Origin of the sequence: Bacillus kwashiorkori (assembly GCF_001375515.1) — a bacterium.
Taxonomy (GTDB): Bacteria; Bacillota; Bacilli; order Bacillales; family Caldibacillaceae; genus Bacillus_BK; species Bacillus_BK kwashiorkori.
The window spans coordinates 141,665-163,490 of sequence record NZ_CTDX01000015.1; the positions used below are offsets into that span (position 1 = coordinate 141,665).

20 protein-coding genes and 3 pseudogenes are annotated in these 21,826 nt (G+C 35.0%); 14 read left to right on the forward strand and 9 right to left on the reverse strand.

Annotated elements, in window-relative coordinates; genetic code table 11:
• Positions 1–46: 46 nt before the first annotated feature.
• Complete coding sequence (locus BN1242_RS07550; protein ID WP_062353722.1) at positions 47–1,390, forward strand: sodium-dependent transporter; 1,344 nt, start codon at positions 47–49, stop codon at positions 1,388–1,390.
• Positions 1,391–1,668: 278 nt separating this feature from the next.
• On the opposite strand, the gene megL is transcribed toward BN1242_RS07550, so the two are convergent.
• From megL to qoxA, 5 genes are all read right to left on the reverse strand, one after another.
• Positions 1,669–2,877: a methionine gamma-lyase gene (gene megL, locus BN1242_RS07555; protein ID WP_062353725.1), complete on the reverse strand. Its 1,209-nt coding sequence runs from the start codon at positions 2,875–2,877 to the stop codon at positions 1,669–1,671.
• A 289-nt stretch (positions 2,878–3,166) separates the two neighbouring features.
• Entirely contained in the window at positions 3,167–3,469 is a 303-nt protein-coding gene (qoxD, locus tag BN1242_RS07560; protein WP_062353728.1) for a cytochrome aa3 quinol oxidase subunit IV, read from the reverse strand.
• Positions 3,470–3,472: 3 nt separating this feature from the next.
• On the reverse strand, positions 3,473–4,078 hold the full coding sequence (qoxC, locus tag BN1242_RS07565) for a cytochrome aa3 quinol oxidase subunit III (protein WP_062353732.1): 606 nt from the start codon (positions 4,076–4,078) through the stop codon (positions 3,473–3,475).
• The gene (gene qoxB / locus BN1242_RS07570) at positions 4,075–6,033 is read right to left on the reverse strand and encodes a cytochrome aa3 quinol oxidase subunit I (protein WP_062353736.1); all 1,959 of its coding nucleotides are present in this window, start codon (positions 6,031–6,033) and stop codon (positions 4,075–4,077) included. The genes qoxC and qoxB overlap by 4 nt, the downstream gene beginning before the upstream one ends.
• Positions 6,023–6,979: a cytochrome aa3 quinol oxidase subunit II gene (gene qoxA / locus BN1242_RS07575; RefSeq protein ID WP_062353739.1), complete on the reverse strand. Its 957-nt coding sequence runs from the start codon at positions 6,977–6,979 to the stop codon at positions 6,023–6,025. The genes qoxB and qoxA overlap by 11 nt, the downstream gene beginning before the upstream one ends.
• Positions 6,980–7,764: 785 nt before the next feature.
• Here qoxA and BN1242_RS13010 point away from each other — a divergent pair.
• From BN1242_RS13010 to BN1242_RS13835, 6 genes are all read left to right on the forward strand, one after another.
• Positions 7,765–7,917: a YpzG family protein gene (locus BN1242_RS13010; protein WP_071435483.1), complete on the forward strand. Its 153-nt coding sequence runs from the start codon at positions 7,765–7,767 to the stop codon at positions 7,915–7,917.
• Between the two features lie 194 nt (positions 7,918–8,111).
• On the forward strand, positions 8,112–8,726 hold the full coding sequence (locus BN1242_RS07585) for a DedA family protein (protein WP_062353745.1): 615 nt from the start codon (positions 8,112–8,114) through the stop codon (positions 8,724–8,726).
• Between the two features lie 60 nt (positions 8,727–8,786).
• The gene (locus BN1242_RS07590) at positions 8,787–9,638 is read left to right on the forward strand and encodes an undecaprenyl-diphosphate phosphatase (protein WP_062353748.1); all 852 of its coding nucleotides are present in this window, start codon (positions 8,787–8,789) and stop codon (positions 9,636–9,638) included.
• Positions 9,639–10,045: 407 nt separating this feature from the next.
• Positions 10,046–10,690, forward strand: coding sequence for a BsuPI-related putative proteinase inhibitor (locus tag BN1242_RS07595; protein ID WP_062353751.1), 645 nt, complete (start codon positions 10,046–10,048; stop codon positions 10,688–10,690).
• Between the two features lie 225 nt (positions 10,691–10,915).
• Complete coding sequence (locus BN1242_RS13480) at positions 10,916–12,133, forward strand: IS1182 family transposase (RefSeq protein WP_062353753.1); 1,218 nt, start codon at positions 10,916–10,918, stop codon at positions 12,131–12,133.
• On the forward strand, positions 12,112–12,711 hold the full coding sequence (locus BN1242_RS13835) for a transposase (protein WP_082412273.1): 600 nt from the start codon (positions 12,112–12,114) through the stop codon (positions 12,709–12,711). The genes BN1242_RS13480 and BN1242_RS13835 overlap by 22 nt, the downstream gene beginning before the upstream one ends.
• A 122-nt stretch (positions 12,712–12,833) precedes the next feature.
• Here the strand turns inward: BN1242_RS13835 and BN1242_RS07610 are convergent, their stop codons facing one another.
• Together BN1242_RS07610 and BN1242_RS07615 are read right to left on the reverse strand one after the other, a co-directional pair.
• The gene (locus tag BN1242_RS07610; RefSeq protein WP_238985107.1) at positions 12,834–13,112 is read right to left on the reverse strand and encodes a tyrosine-type recombinase/integrase; all 279 of its coding nucleotides are present in this window, start codon (positions 13,110–13,112) and stop codon (positions 12,834–12,836) included.
• A 71-nt stretch (positions 13,113–13,183) separates the two neighbouring features.
• Positions 13,184–13,459, reverse strand: a pseudogene (locus BN1242_RS07615) (IS21 family transposase); the annotation flags it as partial.
• Positions 13,460–13,601: 142 nt separating this feature from the next.
• Here BN1242_RS07615 and BN1242_RS13200 point away from each other — a divergent pair.
• The 5 genes and pseudogenes from BN1242_RS13200 to BN1242_RS13775 form a co-directional block, all read left to right on the forward strand.
• Positions 13,602–14,175: pseudogene (locus tag BN1242_RS13200) on the forward strand (type I restriction endonuclease subunit R, EcoR124 family); the annotation flags it as partial.
• Between the two features lie 280 nt (positions 14,176–14,455).
• A complete protein-coding gene (locus BN1242_RS07625; RefSeq protein ID WP_062353766.1) occupies positions 14,456–14,872 on the forward strand; it encodes a hypothetical protein in 417 nt (138 codons plus the stop codon).
• 50 nt (positions 14,873–14,922) lie between these two features.
• The gene (locus BN1242_RS07630; RefSeq protein WP_062353769.1) at positions 14,923–15,105 is read left to right on the forward strand and encodes a hypothetical protein; all 183 of its coding nucleotides are present in this window, start codon (positions 14,923–14,925) and stop codon (positions 15,103–15,105) included.
• Positions 15,106–15,300: 195 nt separating this feature from the next.
• A complete protein-coding gene (locus tag BN1242_RS07635; RefSeq protein WP_062353772.1) occupies positions 15,301–15,801 on the forward strand; it encodes a hypothetical protein in 501 nt (166 codons plus the stop codon).
• Positions 15,802–16,458: 657 nt separating this feature from the next.
• Positions 16,459–16,737 (forward strand): annotated as a pseudogene (locus BN1242_RS13775) (transposase); the annotation flags it as partial.
• A 344-nt stretch (positions 16,738–17,081) separates the two neighbouring features.
• Here the strand turns inward: BN1242_RS13775 and istB are convergent.
• Both istB and istA read right to left on the reverse strand, forming a co-directional pair.
• Positions 17,082–17,849, reverse strand: a complete 768-nt coding sequence (gene istB, locus BN1242_RS07645) for an IS21-like element helper ATPase IstB (protein ID WP_062350390.1) — start codon at positions 17,847–17,849, stop codon at positions 17,082–17,084.
• Positions 17,846–19,423, reverse strand: coding sequence for an IS21 family transposase (gene istA / locus BN1242_RS07650; protein WP_062353779.1), 1,578 nt, complete (start codon positions 19,421–19,423; stop codon positions 17,846–17,848). Before istA ends, istB begins: the two co-directional genes overlap by 4 nt.
• A 268-nt stretch (positions 19,424–19,691) precedes the next feature.
• On the opposite strand from istA, the gene BN1242_RS07655 reads away from it, so the two are divergent.
• Positions 19,692–20,663, forward strand: coding sequence for a LacI family DNA-binding transcriptional regulator (locus BN1242_RS07655; RefSeq protein ID WP_062353782.1), 972 nt, complete (start codon positions 19,692–19,694; stop codon positions 20,661–20,663).
• A gap of 166 nt (positions 20,664–20,829) precedes the next feature.
• Positions 20,830–21,816, forward strand: coding sequence for an ABC transporter permease (locus tag BN1242_RS07660; protein ID WP_077216140.1), 987 nt, complete (start codon positions 20,830–20,832; stop codon positions 21,814–21,816).
• The last annotated feature ends 10 nt before the right edge of the window (positions 21,817–21,826 follow it).

The window sequence follows — 21,826 nt, forward strand, 5'->3', positions numbered from 1 at the left end:
ATATGTTATGATATTACTAACTTTCATAAAATTAAGGAGTACAGTTATGAAGCAAACCGAACAATGGTCTTCAAGACTTGGATTTATTTTGTCAGCAGCAGGTTCTGCAGTCGGATTAGGGGCTATTTGGAAGTTCCCGTACGTCGCTGGGGTCAACGGGGGAGGAGCTTTCTTTTTTCTTTTTTTAGTTTTTACGATTTTGTTTGGCTTACCGCTTTTGCTAGCGGAGTTCGTCATTGGGCGTCATACTCAAAAAAATGCAATTCAATCGTACAAAGTGATTGCGCCACAAACGAAGTGGCATTTGCTCGGATATTTAGGATTGATTGCAAATTTTATTATTCTTTCTTTTTATAGCGTAATCGGTGGCTGGATCATCCTTTATATTTATAAAACGGTTGCTGGGCAACTGAGTGGTTTAACAGTTGAGCAATATCAAACTATATTCGCTGATACGATTGCTGACCCTTTCATAAGTCTTATAGCACATTTACTGTTTATGCTTTTAACTATTGTAATTGTTGCTAGAGGCATCCAAAATGGGATTGAACGAGCAAATAAAATAATGATGCCAGCATTGTTTATTCTTTTTTTATTATTAATTGTGCGCTCTTTAACATTAACAAACATATCCGAAGGGTTAAGATTTCTGTTTTTGCCTGATTTTACAAAGGTTACTGCTGAAACAATATTAGCTGCTTTAGGCCAAGCGCTCTTTACTTTAAGTTTAGGTGTTTCGACGATGTTAACTTATAGCTCATATGTACCAAAATCAGAAAGCTTACCTCGCTCAGCACTTTCGATTGTAAGTATGAACATATTGATTGTTATTTTGGCTGGGTTAGCGATCTTTCCAGCGGTTTTTTCCTTTGGGTTAACTCCTGATGCAGGACCAGTTCTGTTATTTGAAGTTTTACCAAATGTTTTTAGTCAACTTCCACTCGGAATGTTTTTCTTCTTTGCTTTTCTTATTTTATTTTTATTTGCGGCGCTTACATCAGCGCTAAGCATGTTAGAAATGATTGTTTCCAACCTTGCAAAGGGAAGTATTATATTGCGGAAAAAATGGTCTTGGATTATTGGGATCGTGATATTTATCGCTGGTATTCCTTCAGCGCTGTCTTTCGGTGTAATAGAAGATTGGAAACTATTTGGGAAAACATTTTTCGACTTAGTCGATTATTTGGTAAGTAATATGATTATGCCAATAGGTGCGTTATTCATTAGTGTCTTTGTTCCGTTTAAAATGAGGAAAGATATTTTAATAGCGGAGTTACAAAGTGGAGGGGCATTTCCGAGAGGCTTATTTAAAAGTTGGTTTTTTATTATTCGTTTCATTGTACCGGCAGCCATTTTGTTGATTTTATTAAATATGCTTGAGATATGGTGATTGAAAATATGATGGAGGCCTGAGTGTATAGTAGAGACTCAAGACCTCATTTTGTTAATTTGGCGCTGTTAAACTTCGTTGTTGATTTTCGCTCAGGAACTTCACAATCCTCGCGGGGGGTAGTTGTTTCTCCTCGGCGAGGTCTCACCCTTACTCCTTTTCCCGCGGGCGTCTCCAGTCTGCAACGAGGATCAAAAAGCTCTAAATATCAACTAGTCTTTAACAAGCTTAATTTATATAACAATCTATTGTATGGTCTAAAAGGACATGTATGGAAATTAGTTTGTAATCGTCATCTTCTCCAATGCGTGGAAAGCATATTGTAAATCATTAATAAGATCATCTGCATTTTCAAGTCCAACTGACATTCGTAACATATTTTCGGTGATTCCCATTTTCTCTCTAGATTGTGCAGGTACTACGGCGTGGGTCATCGTAGCTGGATGTTGAATAAGTGTTTCTGCATCGCCGAGACTCACGGCAATTTTTATTAGTTTTAGTTGATTCATGAATAATTGTGCTTCTTTTTTTCCACCGCGAATGGTAAATGATATTAATCCCCCTGGTGCTTTCATCTGCTTTTTCATTATTTCATATTGTGGGGAGTCTGGGTCTCCAGGATAAATCATTTGTTCAACTAGAGGATGAGCCTTTAAAAAGCCAGCGATTTTCCTTGTATTTTCTACATGACGTTCCATGCGAACATGAAGTGTTTTTAATCCTCTTAACAATAACCACGCATCAAATGGTGAGATGATTCCACCTATATCTTTTCTTGCTGACATGCGCATTTTTTCCATATCTTCTTTGTTTTTTCCGACAACAATTCCAGCAATCACATCGCCATGGCCACTAATATATTTTGTAGCACTATGAAGGACATAAGTAGCACCTAGTTCAAGCGGGTTTTGTAAATATGGCGATGAAAAAGTATTGTCTACAATGATTGGAATGTGATATTTTTTTGCTATTGTGCTAACAAGTTCCAGGTCAATCATTTCCATCGTAGGATTAATTGGTGTTTCAATATAAATGCATGCAGTATTGTCTTGGATGTGGGCTTCTATTTCCTCGGATGTGTTCAGCGCACTCAGTGTGTGAGTAATATTGTATTTCTCTTGAAGCATCTCTAATAAACCGAATGTACAACCGTATATACCTCGTGAACAAAGAATATGGTCACCAGATTTAGTTAAATGAAACAGCACAGCAGATACAGCTGCCATTCCTGAACCAAAGGCAAGTGCGTCTGTACCCTTTTCTAGTAGAGCCATTCGTTCTTCTAATACTTTTACAGTTGGATTTCCTAACCGTGAATAAATATTGCCACTATCTTCACCTGCAAATCGTTTTTCGCCTTGTTCTGCTGTTTGAAATGTGTAAGTGGAACTTTGAAAAAGCGGTGGTGTTAAGCTATCGTGAAAATCGTGTGAATCATAACCTGCATGAATGAGCAATGTATCAACATGTTTTTCTTTCCCCATCATAAATCCCCTTCCTTACATTTGTAAACGTTTTCATTATAAGTATAGTTGATTGTGTAGAAGTTGTGAACTCTTTTCTTATAAAAAGTATAGAAGTACATTTATTGTATTTAGCGCGCTTTAAAATATGATCGTGCCTATTTCTCCGTTTTTATTTTTGGAAAGCAACTATTTGTTTTGAGTACCTCACAAACAAAAAACCCGTACCAAACAGTGATAACCTGTTTGATACGGGTTTGCTATGAATAAATTTACCCCAATCCTAAGCCGTAATGATCGATGAAGGAAAACTTTAGTGTATCGAATGCCCTGCAGTCATAACCCAAATTGAACCGATGACGATGACGACTGCCATAAAGATAGCATAGACAGTATGAATGACTTTGGAATATTTGTCTTTACCTTCCGTCATATGCATAAACATAAATAATTGTAAACCTGCTTGTAATACTGCAAAACCACCGATGATAATCATAACTGTCTTAACAGGCAAGTTCGTTTGAAATGCAACCATTAAAGCTAAAACAGTGAATGCTATGGATAGTAAAAATCCGACTACATGAAAGTACGGGAAGCTAGTCTTTTGTTTACTCATTGATTATAACACCCCCGCAATATAAACGAATGTAAAGATGAAAATCCATACAACATCTAGGAAGTGCCAATATAATGTCCAAATATGCACCTTTCCTGCTGTTGTAGGGGTAATTCCCCGTTTTAAAACTTGCATAATTAACAATATTGCCCAACCAATTCCAAGGGTAACGTGGGCTCCGTGAGTGCCAAGTAAGACAAATAGGCTAGATAAGAAGGCACTAGTTTGCATTGTTGCACCAACACTGACGTAATGAATAAATTCATTAATTTCCATAAATAGGAATCCGCCGCCGAGAAGTAATGTAATGACAGTCCATAGTAATAATCCTTTTTTATTATTTCGGCGCATTTCGAAAATAACTAAGCCAGCTGTAAAGCTACTTGTTAAAAGTAGTAGTGTTTGAATAACGACATCTTTCATAACGAAAATTTCTTCGCCAACAGGTCCGCCTGCTGTGCGGTCTTTTAACACTCCAAAGACCGCAAACAGTGTGGCGAATAAAATGATTTCTGCTGCTAAAAATATCCAAAAACCTAATATATTCATTCGAGCCTGTTCTGATTGATATTCTATTGGTAAAGACGGATTTGTTGTTTTTTCACTCATTTCAAATCACCTCTCCAGGCACGCTCCGTTTCGACGATTTTCTCAACAGGTACGTAATACCCATCATCATAATCAAAGGAGCGCATAATCATTCCAGCTAATACAGCGATACCACCAAATATCGCTAATATATGCCATTCAAAGACTAGTAAGAAACCAAAGACGAAGAATGCAGCACCCATATATACTGGAATACCAGAATTACTTGGCATATGGATCGGTTTAATGTCACTCTTTTTCAGTGTTAAACCTTTATTTTTCTTTTTCATATGCCAAAACTCATCAATTTCACTTACTTCTGGTAAAACTGCAAAATTATAAAATGGAACTGGTGAACCAGTTGCCCACTCTAAAGTACGTCCATGTTTCCAAGAGTCACCAGCAGTTTCACGTTTTGCATGACGGAAACTCCAATAAATGTTATAAACAAGTGCTGCAAAACCGGCTGCTAATATTACTGAACCGATTGCAGAAACTAAGAATAATGGTGCAAAGCCAGATTCAGTTGAGTACGTATAAGCACGACGAACTGCACCGTTTAAGCCTAAGAAGAACATTGGGAAAAATGTTAAGTTAAAGCCGATATTAAATAACCAGAAATGCCATTTCCCAATTTTTTCGCTAAGCTTAAAGCCGAACATTTTTGGCCACCAGTAGTAAAGGGCTGCGAACACTGCATATACTGTCCCAGGAATTAATGTGTAATGGAAGTGTGCGACTAGGAACAATGTATTATGATATTGGAAGTCTGCAGCTGCCATAGCTAGCATAACTCCAGTAACCCCACCAATTAAGAAAGTTGGAATAAAGGCGAGGGACCAAAGCATTGCGTTAGAAAATTCAATTCGACCTTTTCGCATCGTAAAGAGCCAGTTAAACATTTTAATTCCTGTTGGTATCGCAATCAACATCGTAGTAATTGAGAAAACTGAGTTAACTGCTGGTCCGACACCCATTGTATAGAAATGGTGAACCCAAACAAGCATACTTAAAGCGGAAATAACGACAATGGCAAGTACCATTGATGTATATCCGTATAATCTTTTTCTCGTAAATGTTGCAATTACATCCGAGAATATCCCGAAAGCAGGAAGAATAACGATATATACTTCCGGATGACCCCATAACCAGAAAAGGTTCGCCCAAAGCATATCTAAACCGCCAGCTTCTACTGTAAAGAAGTGAGTACCGTATAGGCGGTCCATCATACCTAATAATAAGGTTACAGTGAATATTGGGAACGCAATAACGATAATTAGTGACGTAATTAATGTTGTCCATGTGAACATAGGCATTTTCATTAATGTCATGCCTTTCGTCCGCATCTTTAATATCGTGACGATAAAGTTAATTCCTGTCATTAATGTCCCGATACCAGCTATTTGGATAGCTATCATATAATAGTTATTTCCAATACCTGGACTAAACTCTTTCCCAGCAAGCGGGAAATAGGAAGTCCAACCAGCATCAGGTGACCCACCAACAACGAATGAAATGTTAAATAACATCGCACCACTAAAGAATAACCAGAAGCTTAGTGCATTTAATTGTGGGAAGGCTACATCACGGGCACCGATTTGTAATGGCATCGCAATGTTCATAATTCCCATTAACATCGGCATTGCCATAAAGATAATCATAATAACGCCGTGAGTTGTAAAAACTTCATTATAATGTTGTGCATCTAAGAAAGTATTTTCAGGGATGGCTGTTTGAGCTTTCATCATTAGGCCATCCACACCACCACGGAAGAACATTAAAACGCCAGAAAGAATGTACATAATACCAATGCGTTTATGATCAACCGTCGTTAGCCATTCGGTCCATAAATATTTCCACTTTTTAAAATACGTGATACCAGCGATTACACCAATCATCGTTAAGACGATTGCGATTTGGGATGCTACTAGTAATGGATCCTCTGTCAGTAAAATTTTATCCCATTTAATGTCCACTGTGATCACCTCCGTAATTTTCCTCATTTTTACTTGCGTTGTTCTCAGTGTCAAAGAATGTCTTACCTGGGTAACCGTGTTTACGATATAATTCTGGGTTTAAATATTCTTTTGCATGATGGTCTGCATGATTAATCCATTCTAAATGTGTGTTTGAATAAGATTTTCGACCAAGATGCGTTGGTTTTAATAGCTCAATATACTCATCTTCCGTTAATTTCGGAGCTTTTTCTTGAACGTCTTTCACCCATTCCTCAAAATCTTTCGGTGATTGTGCTAACACTTCAAATTCCATTTCTGCATAATGTTGACCATTAAAGTTTGTATTTCGTCCCATGAATGATCCTTCATGGTCACTAACGACATATAATTCTGTTTCCATTTTCGCCATCGTATATTTTTGCCCAGCTAATGATGGAATCCAAAATGATTGCATCGTTCCTGCCGATGTTAACTTGAATAACACTGGACGATTGACAGGGATATTTACATAGTTCACTGTTTCAATATTTTCTTCTGGATAACTAAAGATCCACTTCCAATCAGCTGAAGTAACATGAATGACTAATATGTCTTGATCTTCATACCCTTCAGGAATTTCCTCTAACTCATAGAGAGTTTTAACTGTTGGAACAATGAGTAAAGCAACAATGACAACGGGTATTGCTGTCCAAATAATTTCAATCCACTTATTACCGTGTTCTTGAGGTGGCTCATAATTTTCATCGCCAGGTTTTGAGCGATACTTCCAAACGACATAAATAAATAGTGCAACTACGACAAGTACGATAAGTCCAATCCAAATGAGGGACCAGTTAATTAAATCTAGAATTTTTCTTGCTTGAGGCCCTTTCGGATCAAAAACTACCAATTTTGTTTCACAGCCGCTCAAAATAGTTAACAAAAACAAAGTAATGGCGGAAACAAACAGGTGTTTCTTCTTCATAATTTTCTCCCCTTTATAACATTTTGTTTTACTAATAAGTAAGTATTATTAAGCTATAGTGTAAAACTTTTAATAATTTGTTGATTGAAACAAAAGTCGGCAACTCCTTGAGGAAAGACCAGTATTTTCTTTGTTCTGGTGTTTCTTGAGGAAGCTTCTTCCGTGTCCAGCGGGATAATCGTAAGTTTTGAGATCCAACTGGGGTGGAGCGAAAAGGTAGCTCAAGCCACGCTCGCTAAAAGTGTCCGGCTTTTGCTGAAATCAACAACAATAAATATTAGAGCGCTTTCATTCACAAATCTGTACATAATTGTTCACAAATTTGTCAAAATTTGTTCGGAATTTCACAAAATAGACAAATATTATACTAGAAAAGTAAGTATAAAAAAGAGTAAGGAGTTTCAAAAAAAATAATTTTACACTACACTCATAGTGTAAACTATATTAACATAATTATTAATAGGTAAATGTTACAATTTAATGAAGGATATAAATGTAACTATCATAAACAATATTAAAACTATAAATTTAAAAGAAATGTAAATTTAATAATTATCTTTGTAATGCTATTTTACGATAATAATAAAGGAATTACAAAGGAAAAACTCAGAAATATACTTAAAAAATACAAATACAAGCTAATTATATTTAAAATTATATTAAAATTGTTTTTACTATAATTTAGTAATGATTATTTTATCTATAAATCAACAGGTAATTGGATATATTAAACATAAGTATTTCGTTCATGAAATACTAAAAAAATCCTACCTCGAGGTGATCATATGCGTTTTAAAAACGAAATGGATCCCACAGCTGCCTTATTTGCCCATAACTGGACTAGGCCAAAACGACAAAAGTCACAAGTGAATGGTCATACGAAGATGTCACAAAATAATATCATTCTTCGTAGTAATGCAAAGGCTCATCATTGGTAGGAATTAATAAAGAAGCAGAGGGGAAAGTATTCCTTTTGCTTCTTTTTTCATCTAAAGGGTAGGAGTTACCTTTGAATAAAATCAAATCTCCTCATTCTTTTGCATTTTTTTCGTAATTACTAAATATGATTAAAAGGACAAGTCTCATTTCTCGAGTTTAGATTGATAGGAATTATGTTTATGGAGGAAGCTAAATGCAAGAATGGATTACGGATTTTATGGAACAATTCGGCTATATTGGTGTTTTTTTATTAATTTGTTTAGAAAATATATTCCCGCCAATTCCATCTGAAATTATTTTAACATTCGGCGGTTTTATGACGACGAAGACAAATTTAACAGTAATAGGAGTTGTTACAGCAGCTACAATCGGTTCTATTTCAGGTGCAATCATGTTATTTTGGCTCGGTCGATGGTTGAGTTTAGAGAAATTGGAAAAGGTGGTAGATCAGTGGGGTCATATTATCCGTCTTACGAAGAAAGATATCGAAAAGGCAAATCGATGGTTTACTAAATACGGTTTTTGGACGGTGTTCATTTGTCGCCTTGTACCTTTATTGAGAAGTATTATATCTATTCCCGCTGGCATGGCGAAAATGCCCTTATCGACGTTTATTTTTTTAACAAGTCTTGGTACGGTCATTTGGAATATGCTATTGGTTGCAACAGGAGCGTTTTTAGGTGAATCTTGGCAAGATATCTTAATATTTATGGACATCTATTCTCGTATTGTTTATATTGGTATTATAATTATTTTAATCGTTATTTTTTCTTTCTTTATTATTCGGTTGAAAAAGAAATCAAGTTAAAAGTTAGTCACACGTTAATAGTTACATACAGAGATTTTTGTGAAGGAGTTTTTCGTAAGTATGGAATTTATTTTGTATTTAAAAGCATTACTACTAGGTATCGTTGAAGGTTTAACAGAGTTTATCCCAGTTTCATCAACAGGACATATGATTATTGTTGACGATGTGTGGTTAAAATCGCCTGAAGCATTAGAACAGTATGTTGGAAATGGTCAATTTGTCGCAAACACCTTTAAAGTTGTTATACAGCTTGGTAGCATTTTAGCGACCGTCGTTATTTTTAAAGATCGATTTTTAGATTTATTAGGTTTAAGGAGAAAATCGTTTAAATTAGGAGAAGTTCCGAAAAATCGCTTAAAGTTAACCCATATTATTGTTGGTTTAATCCCGGCAGGAATTTTGGGTGTGTTATTCGAAGATATTATTGATGAAAAACTGTTTTTTGCCCAATACGTTTTATTGGCTTTAGTAGCAGGTGCCATTTTAATGATTTTTGCTGATAAATATAGTAGTAAAAGACCGAAAGCAGCAACGGTTGATGATATAACTTATAAACAAGCTATATATATCGGATTGTTTCAATGTCTATCTTTATGGCCTGGTTTTTCTCGTTCAGGTGCAACAATTTCAGGAGGGGTAATTATGGGGCTCTCTCATCGGGCTGCTGCTGATTTTACTTTTATTATGGCGGTTCCGATTATGGCGGGAGCAAGTTTTCTGTCTTTATTAAAAAATTGGCAGTATTTCACGATCGACGTTATTCCGTTTTTTATTGTCGGCTTTATTAGTGCATTTGTTTTTGCCCTAATTTCCATTCGTTTCTTCTTAAAATTAGTGAATAAGGTAAAACTAGTTCCGTTTGCGGTGTATCGAATATTATTGGCAATTCTTGTTTATATCATTTATTTTTAATATGTTGTGATAGGCCTATCAAAGGATAGGTTCTTTTTTTTGTCAGGCACTAGTTATTAGCTATGAATCTATCTTTTTACCTTTTTCTTTAGGCAACCCTGGAAAACACAGCTATTCTCATTCACTATGGTGAAAATTGGTTTCATGGCTGTCTTGTTAAAGATTGGTGTTGATTTGTAATATGACAAAAACCAATCATAGTATGTTATGACGACTTTCCTTTTCGAAGAGGAAAATATTAATGACATGGAGTCGTAGCTAGCCAAGCCCCGTGGCGTTAGAAGGTATTACCGAATTTTTTGAGGTAGTTTTTTCTATTAAGTGTATGATTTTCGAAAAGGAATGGAATGCTGTAAAGATGTAACAATAATTGAAGTAATTCCGTCTAATTTTCGAGGTGATGGTTGATGTGGAATAAGGCAAAAATCGGGGTATGCATTATTATAGGTAGTCTTTTGCTAACTGCATGTGGTACGACGGGGGAGAAACTTACTAATGGCGGTCAAGCAAGTGCTCGGGAACAAAACGAGGGGAATGATGTAACATTGGATAAGGAAAAAATGTTAGAAGAAAAAATACGTGAATTAAAAAAGCAAAAATTAAAGGAGCTCCAGCCCATAAAAAAAATTGGCAAAAAAGAATCAGCAATTGAACCGAAATTTATGAAGGCAAATCTCCTTATATCAAAACCAAATGCCTCTTTGCATTTAGATTTTTTCTTTGAGAATATTTCTGATGACAGTATTACGGTAGTTTTTAATACTGGACAGCAATTTGATTATTACATTTATAATGAAAATAATGAGTTAGTCTATCATTGGTCAAAAGGAAGATATTTTACTCAAGCGATTAAAGAGATTACTTTAGATAAAGGAGATCGGTTATCTTATCAAACGGATTGGAATTTTACCGATAACCAAGGTCAGAAACTCCCTGATGGAAAATACCACATTGAAGTTTGGCTAACAGGACAAGCAAAGGCGGATAAAGCTGGTACAATTGTCAACCAAAATGAGCTAATTGCCGTTGGGAGTATTGAAACAGTCAATTAAAAATAGTGTTAAAAGCCTAAGATGGAACATTATAAGAAAATCTTAGGTTTCGTTTTATTTAAGTAAATTTACTAAATGAGAAAGATGGGGCTGTCCAAAAAGTCATAGCTTTTGACTTTTTCGAGGCCCATAATTTTTTATTTTTTCAAAAAAGAGCACAAAAAAATCGCCTTTTCTAGTAAAATGTAAGTGACCAAACAAACATTAAAGAAAGGGCGATTTTTTATGAGCAATCAAATGATTACTACTCATAATGATACCATTCAAATGACACTTTTTCCAGAGGTACAGGAAGAAAAGACTCCCCAAAAAAGAAAGCTGGCTCCTACATTTAAACCTTATAACAATCGTCAAATCCAAGCCATTTTTGATCTTGAAGCTCTCATACCCATAGATCATGAGGCACGGGTAGTAGATGAAATGGTTGAAGCTGTGCCTGACGAACAACTTTTCTCTCATTATGAAGGTGGTGGCAGAGCTCCTTACCATCCGAAAATGATGCTTAAAATTATATTGTACGGATACACTCAAAAAGTTTATTCTTGTCGTGGAATTGCAAAATTAACAAAAGAAAATATTCCTACGATGTGGTTAGCTGCGATGCAACAGCCAGATTTCCGAACGATTAATGAATTCCGTGGGAATCGGATGCAATATTTAATTGATGAATTATTTGAAACCATGATTCAAAAATTGATTGAGGAAAATTACATAACATTTGAAAACTACTTTTTAGATGGGACAAAGATCGAGGCTGATGCCAATAAGTATTCCTTTGTTTGGAAAAAGGCTACTTCCAAGTTTGAGGCTAAATTAAAAGAAAAAATCCATGAAACCATAAAGCACATCCATGAAATCACCGAATTAGAGACTGAAGAAAATCGAAAAGAAATGGATCAAAATAAAGAAATAGACGAACAGGACTTAACGGAAACGGCCATTGTGCTTGAAGAAAAAGTAAAACAACTAACGGAGGAAATTAAAAAAGAGAAGGATCCGTCCGTTCGCAAAGAGAAACGGAAAGAGCGTAGTCAGATAAAGAAGTGTGTAAAACAAATACAAGAAGACTCTATTCCGCGATTGGCAAAATACAAAGAACAAAACGAGATTTTTGGTGATCGTAACAGCTACTCGAAAACAGATAAAGACGCCACCTTTATGCGCATGAAAGAAGACCATATGAAGAACGGTCAGCTGAAACCTGGATATAATGTACAAATGGCTACTGAGAATCAATTTATTTTGTTTTACACCATCCATCAACGCCCGACGGATACACGTTGCTTCATCCCCCATATGGAGAAATTGGCAGCCACTTCTTTACCAATGCCGAAAACAGTTATTGCCGACGCAGGTTATGGGAGTGAAGAAAATTATGTCTATGCCGTAGGCGATGAAAAGAGCAGCAATTCGAGTTCCTTATTCCTTATGGTTCGTACTTAAAGGAACAAACGCGAAAATATAGAAATGATATAAAAAATGCGAAAAATTGGACATACGTGGAGGAAGATGATTATTTTATATGTCCGAACGAACGGAAAGTGACATTTAAAAAATATCAAAATAAAAGGAATCAATCCGGCTATGAGCAGAGCTTCAAAATATACGAATGTGAGGATTGTACGGATTGCCCACTAAAACCACAATGTACAAAGGCAATCGGCAATCGGCAAGTTCATTGGAATACCATTTTTGAAGAAATGAAAGCTAAGGCCAAAGCAGCCCTTGAATGTGAAGAAAAGGCCGCTATCTATTCTCAACGGAAAGTTGAAGTAGAAAGTGTGTTCGGTCACATCAAGGGCAATCGGTCGTTCCGCAGGTTTTCGTTGCGGGGACTCGACAAAGTTCATGTCGAGTTCGGAATCGTGGCATTAGCCCACAACATACTGAAAGTGGCTGGCATCCGCCAGCTACTTTCAGAAAATAATCCAGATAATAGAAAAAGCAAGTGGAGGAAAACAAAACTAATTTTCTCCACTTGCTTTATTTTAGGGACTTATTGGACAGCCCCCTTTTCGTAATTCGTTTTACTTCTAATAGATAAATAAAAGAACATAAACTTTCAAGCTGAAAAGGGATAAATTTCTTTTACCTTAAAAATGCTCATATATTTGCTCATACAATTTTTTTCTTCTGTTTTATACTATTTAAAGAGAACGGTAAATACAGCATTGGCAAATTCGGTTGGATCTTTCTTGATAAGCTCCATTTCTAATGCTTTTCGGAAGATCATTCTTCCTGTTCGGTGAATGCCTTCCCTTGTGCTATCAGAAAAACCTCGATCTTTTAAATCATTTAATGCATCCTGATATTTCTTTCCAGTAATGTCTTTCATTTTGAGTTGGGAAAAGTACATCAAGAGCTTATTGATTTCATGGCGACGAACTCGAATGGTTCCGGGGTTTAACGTCCTTTGCTTCACTATAAATAGGAAGCCACTCATTGGCGAATTCACAAAACGTTTGATCTGTTTCTTCGAAATATGTTCCTATTATCTCTAAGATTTTCAAAGATTTTCTTGTTAGTTCTCCGTTCTTTTCTCTTGAGTTTCATGTCCTCCTCAAGCCAATCATCAACAATTTCCCCGAACCCTTCCTCGTACATCATTCCTCTTTTAGTGAACTTTAGTGTTTCTTCAAAACTTTCTCCATCAGCGTATTTCTTGACCGTCCTCCAATTACAACCAGTTTTTCTTGCGATTTCATTTATTGATAAGTCTTCTTCTTCTCTTAAGTGTTTGATATAATCTACTTTAGGCATTGCTAGCATCCTTTCATGTCCTCCTACTGTTGTGATCCTCTCAATCAATACAGTAGAAGATATTTTAGGGGCTGGCAAGCCTATTTTTTATGCAGTTAAGTTCTGCATAAATTCCCTGCAAACCTCTGTACTTTTATTTTGCAATAAACAGTACAATACGATTAAGGGTTCATTAGTTGATAGCAGCGGGGAAGATGGGCCTTTACCAGATTTATCAGAAATCGAGTTTTATGGGGAAAATGCCATTAAAATGTATGATATTGACTCGACCTACATAGACCGACTATTAGGAACCTACTCAGCCAATAATCAGAATATCCGTGACGAGATTGAAAAGGCACTCCAAAAATAAAAAAAAACTGGAAATCGTGAAAAACGTATACCGTACCATTTTAAATGCAATTGACACCAAGGAAATTGATTCAGAGGAAGATATTTTTGTAGTGAAACGACGTTATTTTACGGTATCTTATGATAAGGCAATAGAAGAATTTGCGAATACATGGTTTGTCGATGCAGGAGAGCTGCATTCATCTGCTATCCAATATGTTATCGGAGCAGAGCCCATACCGAATATCGGAGGCATTCAAAATAGTAAACAATTTGATAAGTTTAAAGCAAAGCACCCAAATGCAAAACCATTCAAGTATGGGCCCGAAATGAAGCGTCAGTGGAGAAAAACATTAGATGAGGTTATTGTACCTTTGAGTGACGAGTTGAGATAACTTTTTTATTACTCTATCTAAAGATAACAACCTTATAAGAAAAAGATTCGTTTATGTAGTTTTATAATAAAAGTTGGACCGTTTAACCCCTTTGGATTTGATTGTCTAAAGGGGTATTTTTAATAGAAATAATAAAAGATGTAATAGTCCAAAAAAACTTGCTTTTTAGAATGACTTTGTATAATATAAATTATAGGTTAGCCTACAAAAATGCCTACAAGGATATCTGACAAAATACCCTATGATATGCCTAGTAGAATAATTAGGAGGAAGTGTTAAAATGTTAGTAAAACAATTTCGAACAGGGTATGAAGCAAAAACATATTTACTTGCTCTTAAAAAATTTTATGATGAAGAAAACAAGAAGCGTTTTGAAAGTTTTGAGACTAGAGGGGTGGAGTACGGTTATATTTTAAATGAAGCCACCAAAGCTATTGGTGAAATTGAAAAAGTTGATTATAAAGAATTGGTAGAGCGTAAAATTGTTTTCCCAAAGGAAATTAAGTTGTATTTATTAGAGAATGAAGAAAAATTAAAAGGAGGGACAATAAAATTTAAGTTAAGTGAAGACGCGAGTATTAAGATTGATCAAGTAACTCAGTATCTTTCAGAAAATTGGAATATGAGATTATACAGGGCATATTCAGTAAAGATACTTTTAAAGCTTTTATATCTTATAAAAATCGAGAATAAATAATTTTTATGTGATCTTACATAGAAAACAGCGGGTAAAAACGGAGGTTCCTTATGAGTAGTAAAGCACGTATGACAACCACAAAGGCATTTACTAAAGAGCCACATATAGCGATTTTGTGGTTAAATGAACAATCTTCCGAACTTGTTTGGAATAATTATTCTGGACGTTATTCAACTGTTTTCGAAAAGATTGATGAGATGGATTTGACATTTATGTCCCTGGAGAATTTATAGCATTCTTTCGTATAGCTGAAAGACTAGAAAATGGTGTTATAATAGCCAACAGAGTGACCTTTCTAGAGTTCGACTTCCTGAAAAGGAACATAAAGACCCTTAATAATAGGTAAGAAGATTTGCTGAAATCATATAATTTTCGTCTACACTTTTGGAGTGGCCAAAGAAAAACTAAATTTTGGAGGAGGAACTTTTATGTTGAACAATAATAAAAAATATGGGCGATACTTAATAGAAGAGTATCAACCAGCACAAGATTGGTATAAAAAACCTAATTCTAGAGAATGGATTGAGAGAAATATACCAACGCTACATGAATTATTAGAAAAGGGGTATGGTAAGTTACATTCAGGCGTGTACTGCATCCTGTTAAATGATGTTCCAGTTTATGTAGGTGAGGCGCTAAAATTATATGATAGATTAAAAGTTCATGCCCACAATCTATATAGGAAACCGCTTGATTATTTTGGTGTTGAAGAAGAAGAAATTAATTCGAGTAAAGTCAAGATTCAGGTAAAAATATTGAAGGAAGATCTTCCTCGAGAAAACTTGCGTAAAGAGAATGAGTTGTTATGGATTAAAAAGTTAAAACCACTGCTGCAGAAAAATGATGGGACAGACCTATGTATACCAAGAAGAAATAGAAGAAAAGTTATAGAAAAAGAATTAATTAGCAAACAGAATGTAGCGATATAAGTAGCAAAATAAATTAATATTGGAGAAAAAGGCAGATATACAATTATCTACCCTTTTTGTTTTATAAGTTTTTTCATGTTTTTTGATATATTAACTTTATTCATTTCTATGTTGAGCTTTTTAGCTCACAGTGAAAGACTTGGAATACGGAAGATATGGGAATATTATATTCACTAATAAGCATATGCCAGATTTTAAATAATAATTTATAGTAGTTAATAAAACTTATGAATGAACTAACCTTACCATTCACAATATAATAAAAAAGATTATATTTTGGTGAATGTTATGTTCTGGTCAAAAGATAAGATTAAAGAAGTTCTGAGTGACATACATGAAGAAGGGTTACTATCTTATACATATCTTGAAAAGCACTATTCTGGATAGGCTACACTTAACTGGACAGAAAAATTAAGGCGAAAGTAGACTAAGAGCCAAGCTTGGATATAATGCTAAACAGGCATAAAGGATCGAATCAAGAAACTTTATACGGGGTGGCGGGCATGATAGCCTTGGTTGGCGATGCCGATGTTTGTGACATCTGGCTTCTCGGCAGGAGAGTCATGCCCGTAGGGGCCCTGTGTCAAGTTTCGGCATGTTTCCACTGTTTAGCTGGTCTACTATCATCTTATTCAGTTAAGGAGAGTGACGCATAAAATGAAAAAAGAAAGACGAACATTTACGCCTGAGTTTAAAGCCCAAATGGTCAAGTTATATGAAAGTGGTAAGCCTAGAAAAGATATCATTAGTGAATATGATTTAACTCCTTCAGCATTAGACAAATGGGTTAAACAAAGCCAAACCTCCGGTTCTTTTGAAGAGAAGGATAATCGTACACCTGAGGAAAATGAATTATTCAAACTACGAAAAGAAAACCAGCGGCTTTTAATGGAGAATGATATTTTAAAGCAAGCTGCGCTGATACTAGGACGAAAGTAAATATGATAAAAAATAATGGTAAGAGGGGTAGGTGGAGCTTCTGTGCCTTTTAATAATGCTGTCATTGAATTCACAAGGTTGGCAGAGGCTAAGGAGTTTAGAGAACCAAAACAATTAGAAATTGAGATGGTGGAAGTTAGTTATAAGCTATAAAATTTTGCTTGATATACAATCTATTTAAAAGAACATGTGCATATCACCATAATAACGCGTTCAGTTTTGTAGTACAATAATTTAATTCATGATACAATTCCATATCAATTCATATACATTTTAACCATTAATTAGGTCGAGTTGGGACTAGCTGTGACCGTCAAGTAGAATTGAACAATTTCCGATCATTATTTTTGAACAGTTTCCCCTTCAAAAATGGTAGATCGATGTCTCATACGATAACTGTCCCCATTTAAATGAATGACTTCAGCTTTATGAATAATACGATCTAATATGGCTGTTGTAATGGCAGGATCTCCTAGTAAATCTCCCCATTCTTCTGGACCTTTATTAGAAGTTAGTATAATAGACGAACGATCGTATAATTGGTTGATCAAATGGAAGAAGAGGTTTGCTTCTCTTTTATCCATTGCCATGAACATTAAATCATCAATTATCACTAAATCAGAATCAATTATTCTATTCATTCTAACCTGAGATTTGCGGATCATTTCTCGTGTCTTTAACAGATGTACTAACTCCCCCATTGTCACAAATGCTACTTTAAATCCTTTTTGAATAGCTGTCATACCTAACCCAGTCGCCAGGAGTGTTTTCCCCACACCTGGCGGCCCTAATAATATTAAATTATATTGTTGCTCTAACCATGTTAATTGACTTAATTGATTCAATTGTTTTTTACTTAACGATTGTTGTTCGTCCAATTTAAAATCTTCTAACGTTTTATGAAAAGGGAACTGCGCCCATTTAATTCTCCTTTCAACTTGTTTTTCTTCTCTGCGTTTTTGTTCATAACTTAGAATTTTATAAAGAAACTCTTTGTAGGAAATATCTGTACTTTCTGCTTCCCTTAAAAAAGTAGGCAACTCTTGTGCGGTTTCTGATAACCTTAAATGTTTCAATTGATCCTGCAATGATTCTATCGCTATACTCATCTAATAACTTCTCCTCTTAAAATATTCATGTAAATATCCATTTTCCGTTCCTCTGGCCTAGCTTTTAAAACGGCCTCATCCACTTGATTAGTAAGCTTTATTTTGAGAATGGAATCCATTGATTCATCCTTATTATCCTTTTCACGGATCAAAAAGCTCACAATATCAAAAAAGTCATTGGCGCTATATAGTTTTTGAGATACACAATATTCAAGAGCTTGATTTGCAATTTGTTCATTTTTATTGATCGCTTTAGATATAACTTGTAACTGGTCACGTATATATCGTGGATATTTTTCTCTTATCTTCTCTAAGAATTCTAAGGCCATTTCTTGTTGATTAAATCGCTTTGAAATCGTTTCTATATAAGCATTAATACCTTGTGTTCGATCTCTTGTATGTTGTCTGTCTTGAATAAGCTGTCCTTTGCCAGAGTCAATTTTATGTTCTGCCAGTACTTGTCCGTCAGGACTATATCTGATAATTAATCGATCATTTTTAATCTCTAAATAAACTGTATTATCTCTATGCTGCTTATAGGTTCCTAGTGGTACCGAGTACCGATTGGATAAATATCGTACAGTATTGTCCTTCCTGACAGACCTTGTTATACTAGCAGTATCAACATTAGAGAAGTTGATCGTTGAAGAGATTGGTCGTAAGTGTGGCTTTTCGAGGGCAAACACTTCAACTGGTCTCTTTTTTGTTGTGTTATGAACATTATAATTTCCGGTTCGTTCCAACCAATGTAAACACTGCTCATTCCATTTTTCTAAATTTGTAAACACTCTATTTTTAGCGAAATTCTTTTTAACATAACCAACTACATTTTCTATTCGACCTTTACTTTCAGGATCGCTTTTCCTACATAGCTGAACCCGAAAGCTGCGCTCTTTTACATAACTTTGAAATTCTACAGTGAGGATTAAATCACCAGCGTTTTCATCTTTACTGATCAGATGATCTTGATCATAAACAATTTCTTCTGTAATGCCTCCGAACATCTGAAATGCATGTTCGTGGCACCGTAAAGCATCCCTAGTAGTGAAAGGCCGATCTAACCATTCCACATATTTATATCTCGAATTTGATAAGACAAGGCATATAAACCATAAATGCTTCTCTTGATTATTCTGATCCTTAGCTTTGTATTCTCCAAAATCCACTTGTAATTGTTTTCCCATTGGTGGATCTGGAATAGCTTCATATACACGAGGAGTCGTCACTTTAGGTATATGATATTTTTCTCTAAGATCTCTAACAAATCGACGAACAGTCGCTTCACCTACTTGTATTTTTTCTTTTCCAAATCGTTCCTTTAGCCAATCCTCCACCTGGGCCGAGGACATATCTGGATATTCCCTCAACCAATTTAGAATAATATCTTGATAAGGATCTAACTTTTTATTCCTAACTTTTGTTGCTGCCATCCAATCTGCGACCTCCATTGGATTCATTTCCAAATACTTATAGATCGTATTTCTGCTTAACCCCACTTTCTTGGATATGTTGCTTATTGAAAATCCCTTTTGTTTTAGTCGATGAATTTCTGAATACAATAACCACTTTTCCACCTTTCTATCCTCCAAATCAACCTAGTATTATTAAAAACTATCATAGTCGATTTGACGGTTATTTTGGTTTAAATGTGTTCAATATTATTGATCAGAAACTGTTAACTTTATTTTATCGGTTACACTAGCGAATTAATGGCTAGTTACCTTAATCAGTTTTAATTCATTATAAGGTGAAATTAAGAATATTTTATGTTAAGTTATATGAAGGCGGTTGACATATTTTGAATAAATTTCATTTTATATTATTATAACTAGGGTGATACAATTGAAAGTTAAATTAGAAGACGTAGCGAAAACAGCTGGTGTTTCACCTACAACAGTTTCACGGGTTCTGAATAACCGTGGCTATATTAGTGAAAAGACTAGGCAGAAAGTTGAGGATGCAATAAAAGAATTAAACTATTATCCCAATGATCTTGCCCGTTCATTGTTTAAAAAAAGAACTAATTTTATAGGTTTAATCTTGCCAACAATTAACAATCCCTTTTTCAGTGAATTAGCGCTAAATATTGAAAATTTGTTTTCTGATCTGGGTTTTAAGATAATTCTTTGCAATAGCTCCGGGCATTATGAAAAGGAAAGTTCATATGCAGAAATGCTAATAAGACAACAAGTAGATGGGATTATTGTATGTTCTTATAATCGTGGCATTGAAGCATACAATCATCCCCAGTTACCATTTGTTGCAATCGATCATTACCTTTCTCCTAATATACCAGTCATAGGCTCAGATAACTATGAGGGAGGTCGTTTAGCTGTCCAACACTTGATTGAAAGGGGTTGCAAATCTATTATTCATATGAACGGTCCTGCTGATTTGGAAACTCCAACACAGCTTAGAAGAAAGGCATATGAAGACTTGGTGGAAAACCCTATTACTTATGAACTTGAAGACACATTTGATGATGAAGCTACAGCAGCAACAATTAAAAAGATATTATCAGAACATCCAGAAACAGATGGAATTTTTGCTAGTGATGATTTAATAGCTTCTGTTTGTCTAAAGGTAGCAAACGAATTAAAAATCAAAGTACCTGAGCAGTTAAAAGTGGTAGGTTATGATGGAACTCAATTAGTACAAGTCTTACTTCCGCAGCTAACAACTGTCCGACAGCCTATTGAAAAAATAGCAAAAGCGGCTGTATTAAAACTTATAGATTTAATTAATGACCCAAGTACTGTTAAAAAAGAAGAAATAACTTTACCTGTGAAACTATTAGTTAATAGCACAACCTAGTCTAATCTCCTAATAAAGAGATTAGTTTTTTTTATAAAATTTTAAGTCAACCGGTTGACACACAGGATGAAAGCGTTTAAAATAATAATGTGTCAAGCGGATGACATATTATTATCGGGGCATACTATTATCATTGTTAGTCTTGCGATTGGGAGGTTTAGTAAGGATGGAAAAAACAAACCGGAATGAAATTGCTATAAAAAATAGCAAGTTTTCACCAACTTCTGAGACAGGAGTAAGTAATAAAAAGGAGAGTTTTTTACAATATTTTAAAAAAAATTATATTTTATATCTATTTTTAGTCCCCGCGTTAGCCATTGTATTTATTTTTAAATATATACCAATGTATGGGGCGACAATTGCATTTAAAGATTTTAGTCCAGTGAGAGGGATATTAGGAAGTGAATGGGTGGGATTCAAACATTTTCAGGATTTTCTAACATCGCCAAATTTCTTAAGTATCTTCTCAAATACTCTTAAATTAAGCTTTTTCGAATTATTAATTGGTTTTCCAGTACCAATCATTTTAGCACTCATGCTAAATCAAATTCGAAGAGCGGCTATAAAGAAGAATATTCAATTATTCTTATATGCACCTAACTTTATTTCAGTAGTGATTGTAACGGGTATGATTTTTATATTACTTTCTCCAACAGGTCCAATTAATGCCATTCTACAAATTTTTACTGATAAACCGATATCATTTATGACAGACCCGGACATGTTTAGAAGTATCTATATTGCATCAGGAATATGGCAAGGAGCTGGCTGGTCATCTATTATCTATGTAGCTGCACTAGCTAATGTTGATCCTCAGTTGCATGATGCAGCAACAATTGACGGGGCTTCTCTATTACAGAGAATTATTCATATCGATTTACCTACTTTAAAACCGGTTATATCCGTATTGTTAATTTTAGCAGTAGGCGGGATTATGTCGATAGGGTTCGAAAAAGCTTATTTATTACAAACTGATTTGAACTTACCAACTTCAGAAATACTTCCAACATATGTATATAAAAGAGGTTTGCAGATGGGAGATTATGCTTATTCAACAGCTGTTGGGTTATTCAATTCAGTCATAAATGTTCTCTTGCTAATTTTTGCAAATAGTGTTGTGAAAAGGTTATCAGAAGGTGAAAGTTTATATTAAAAGGAGGGAA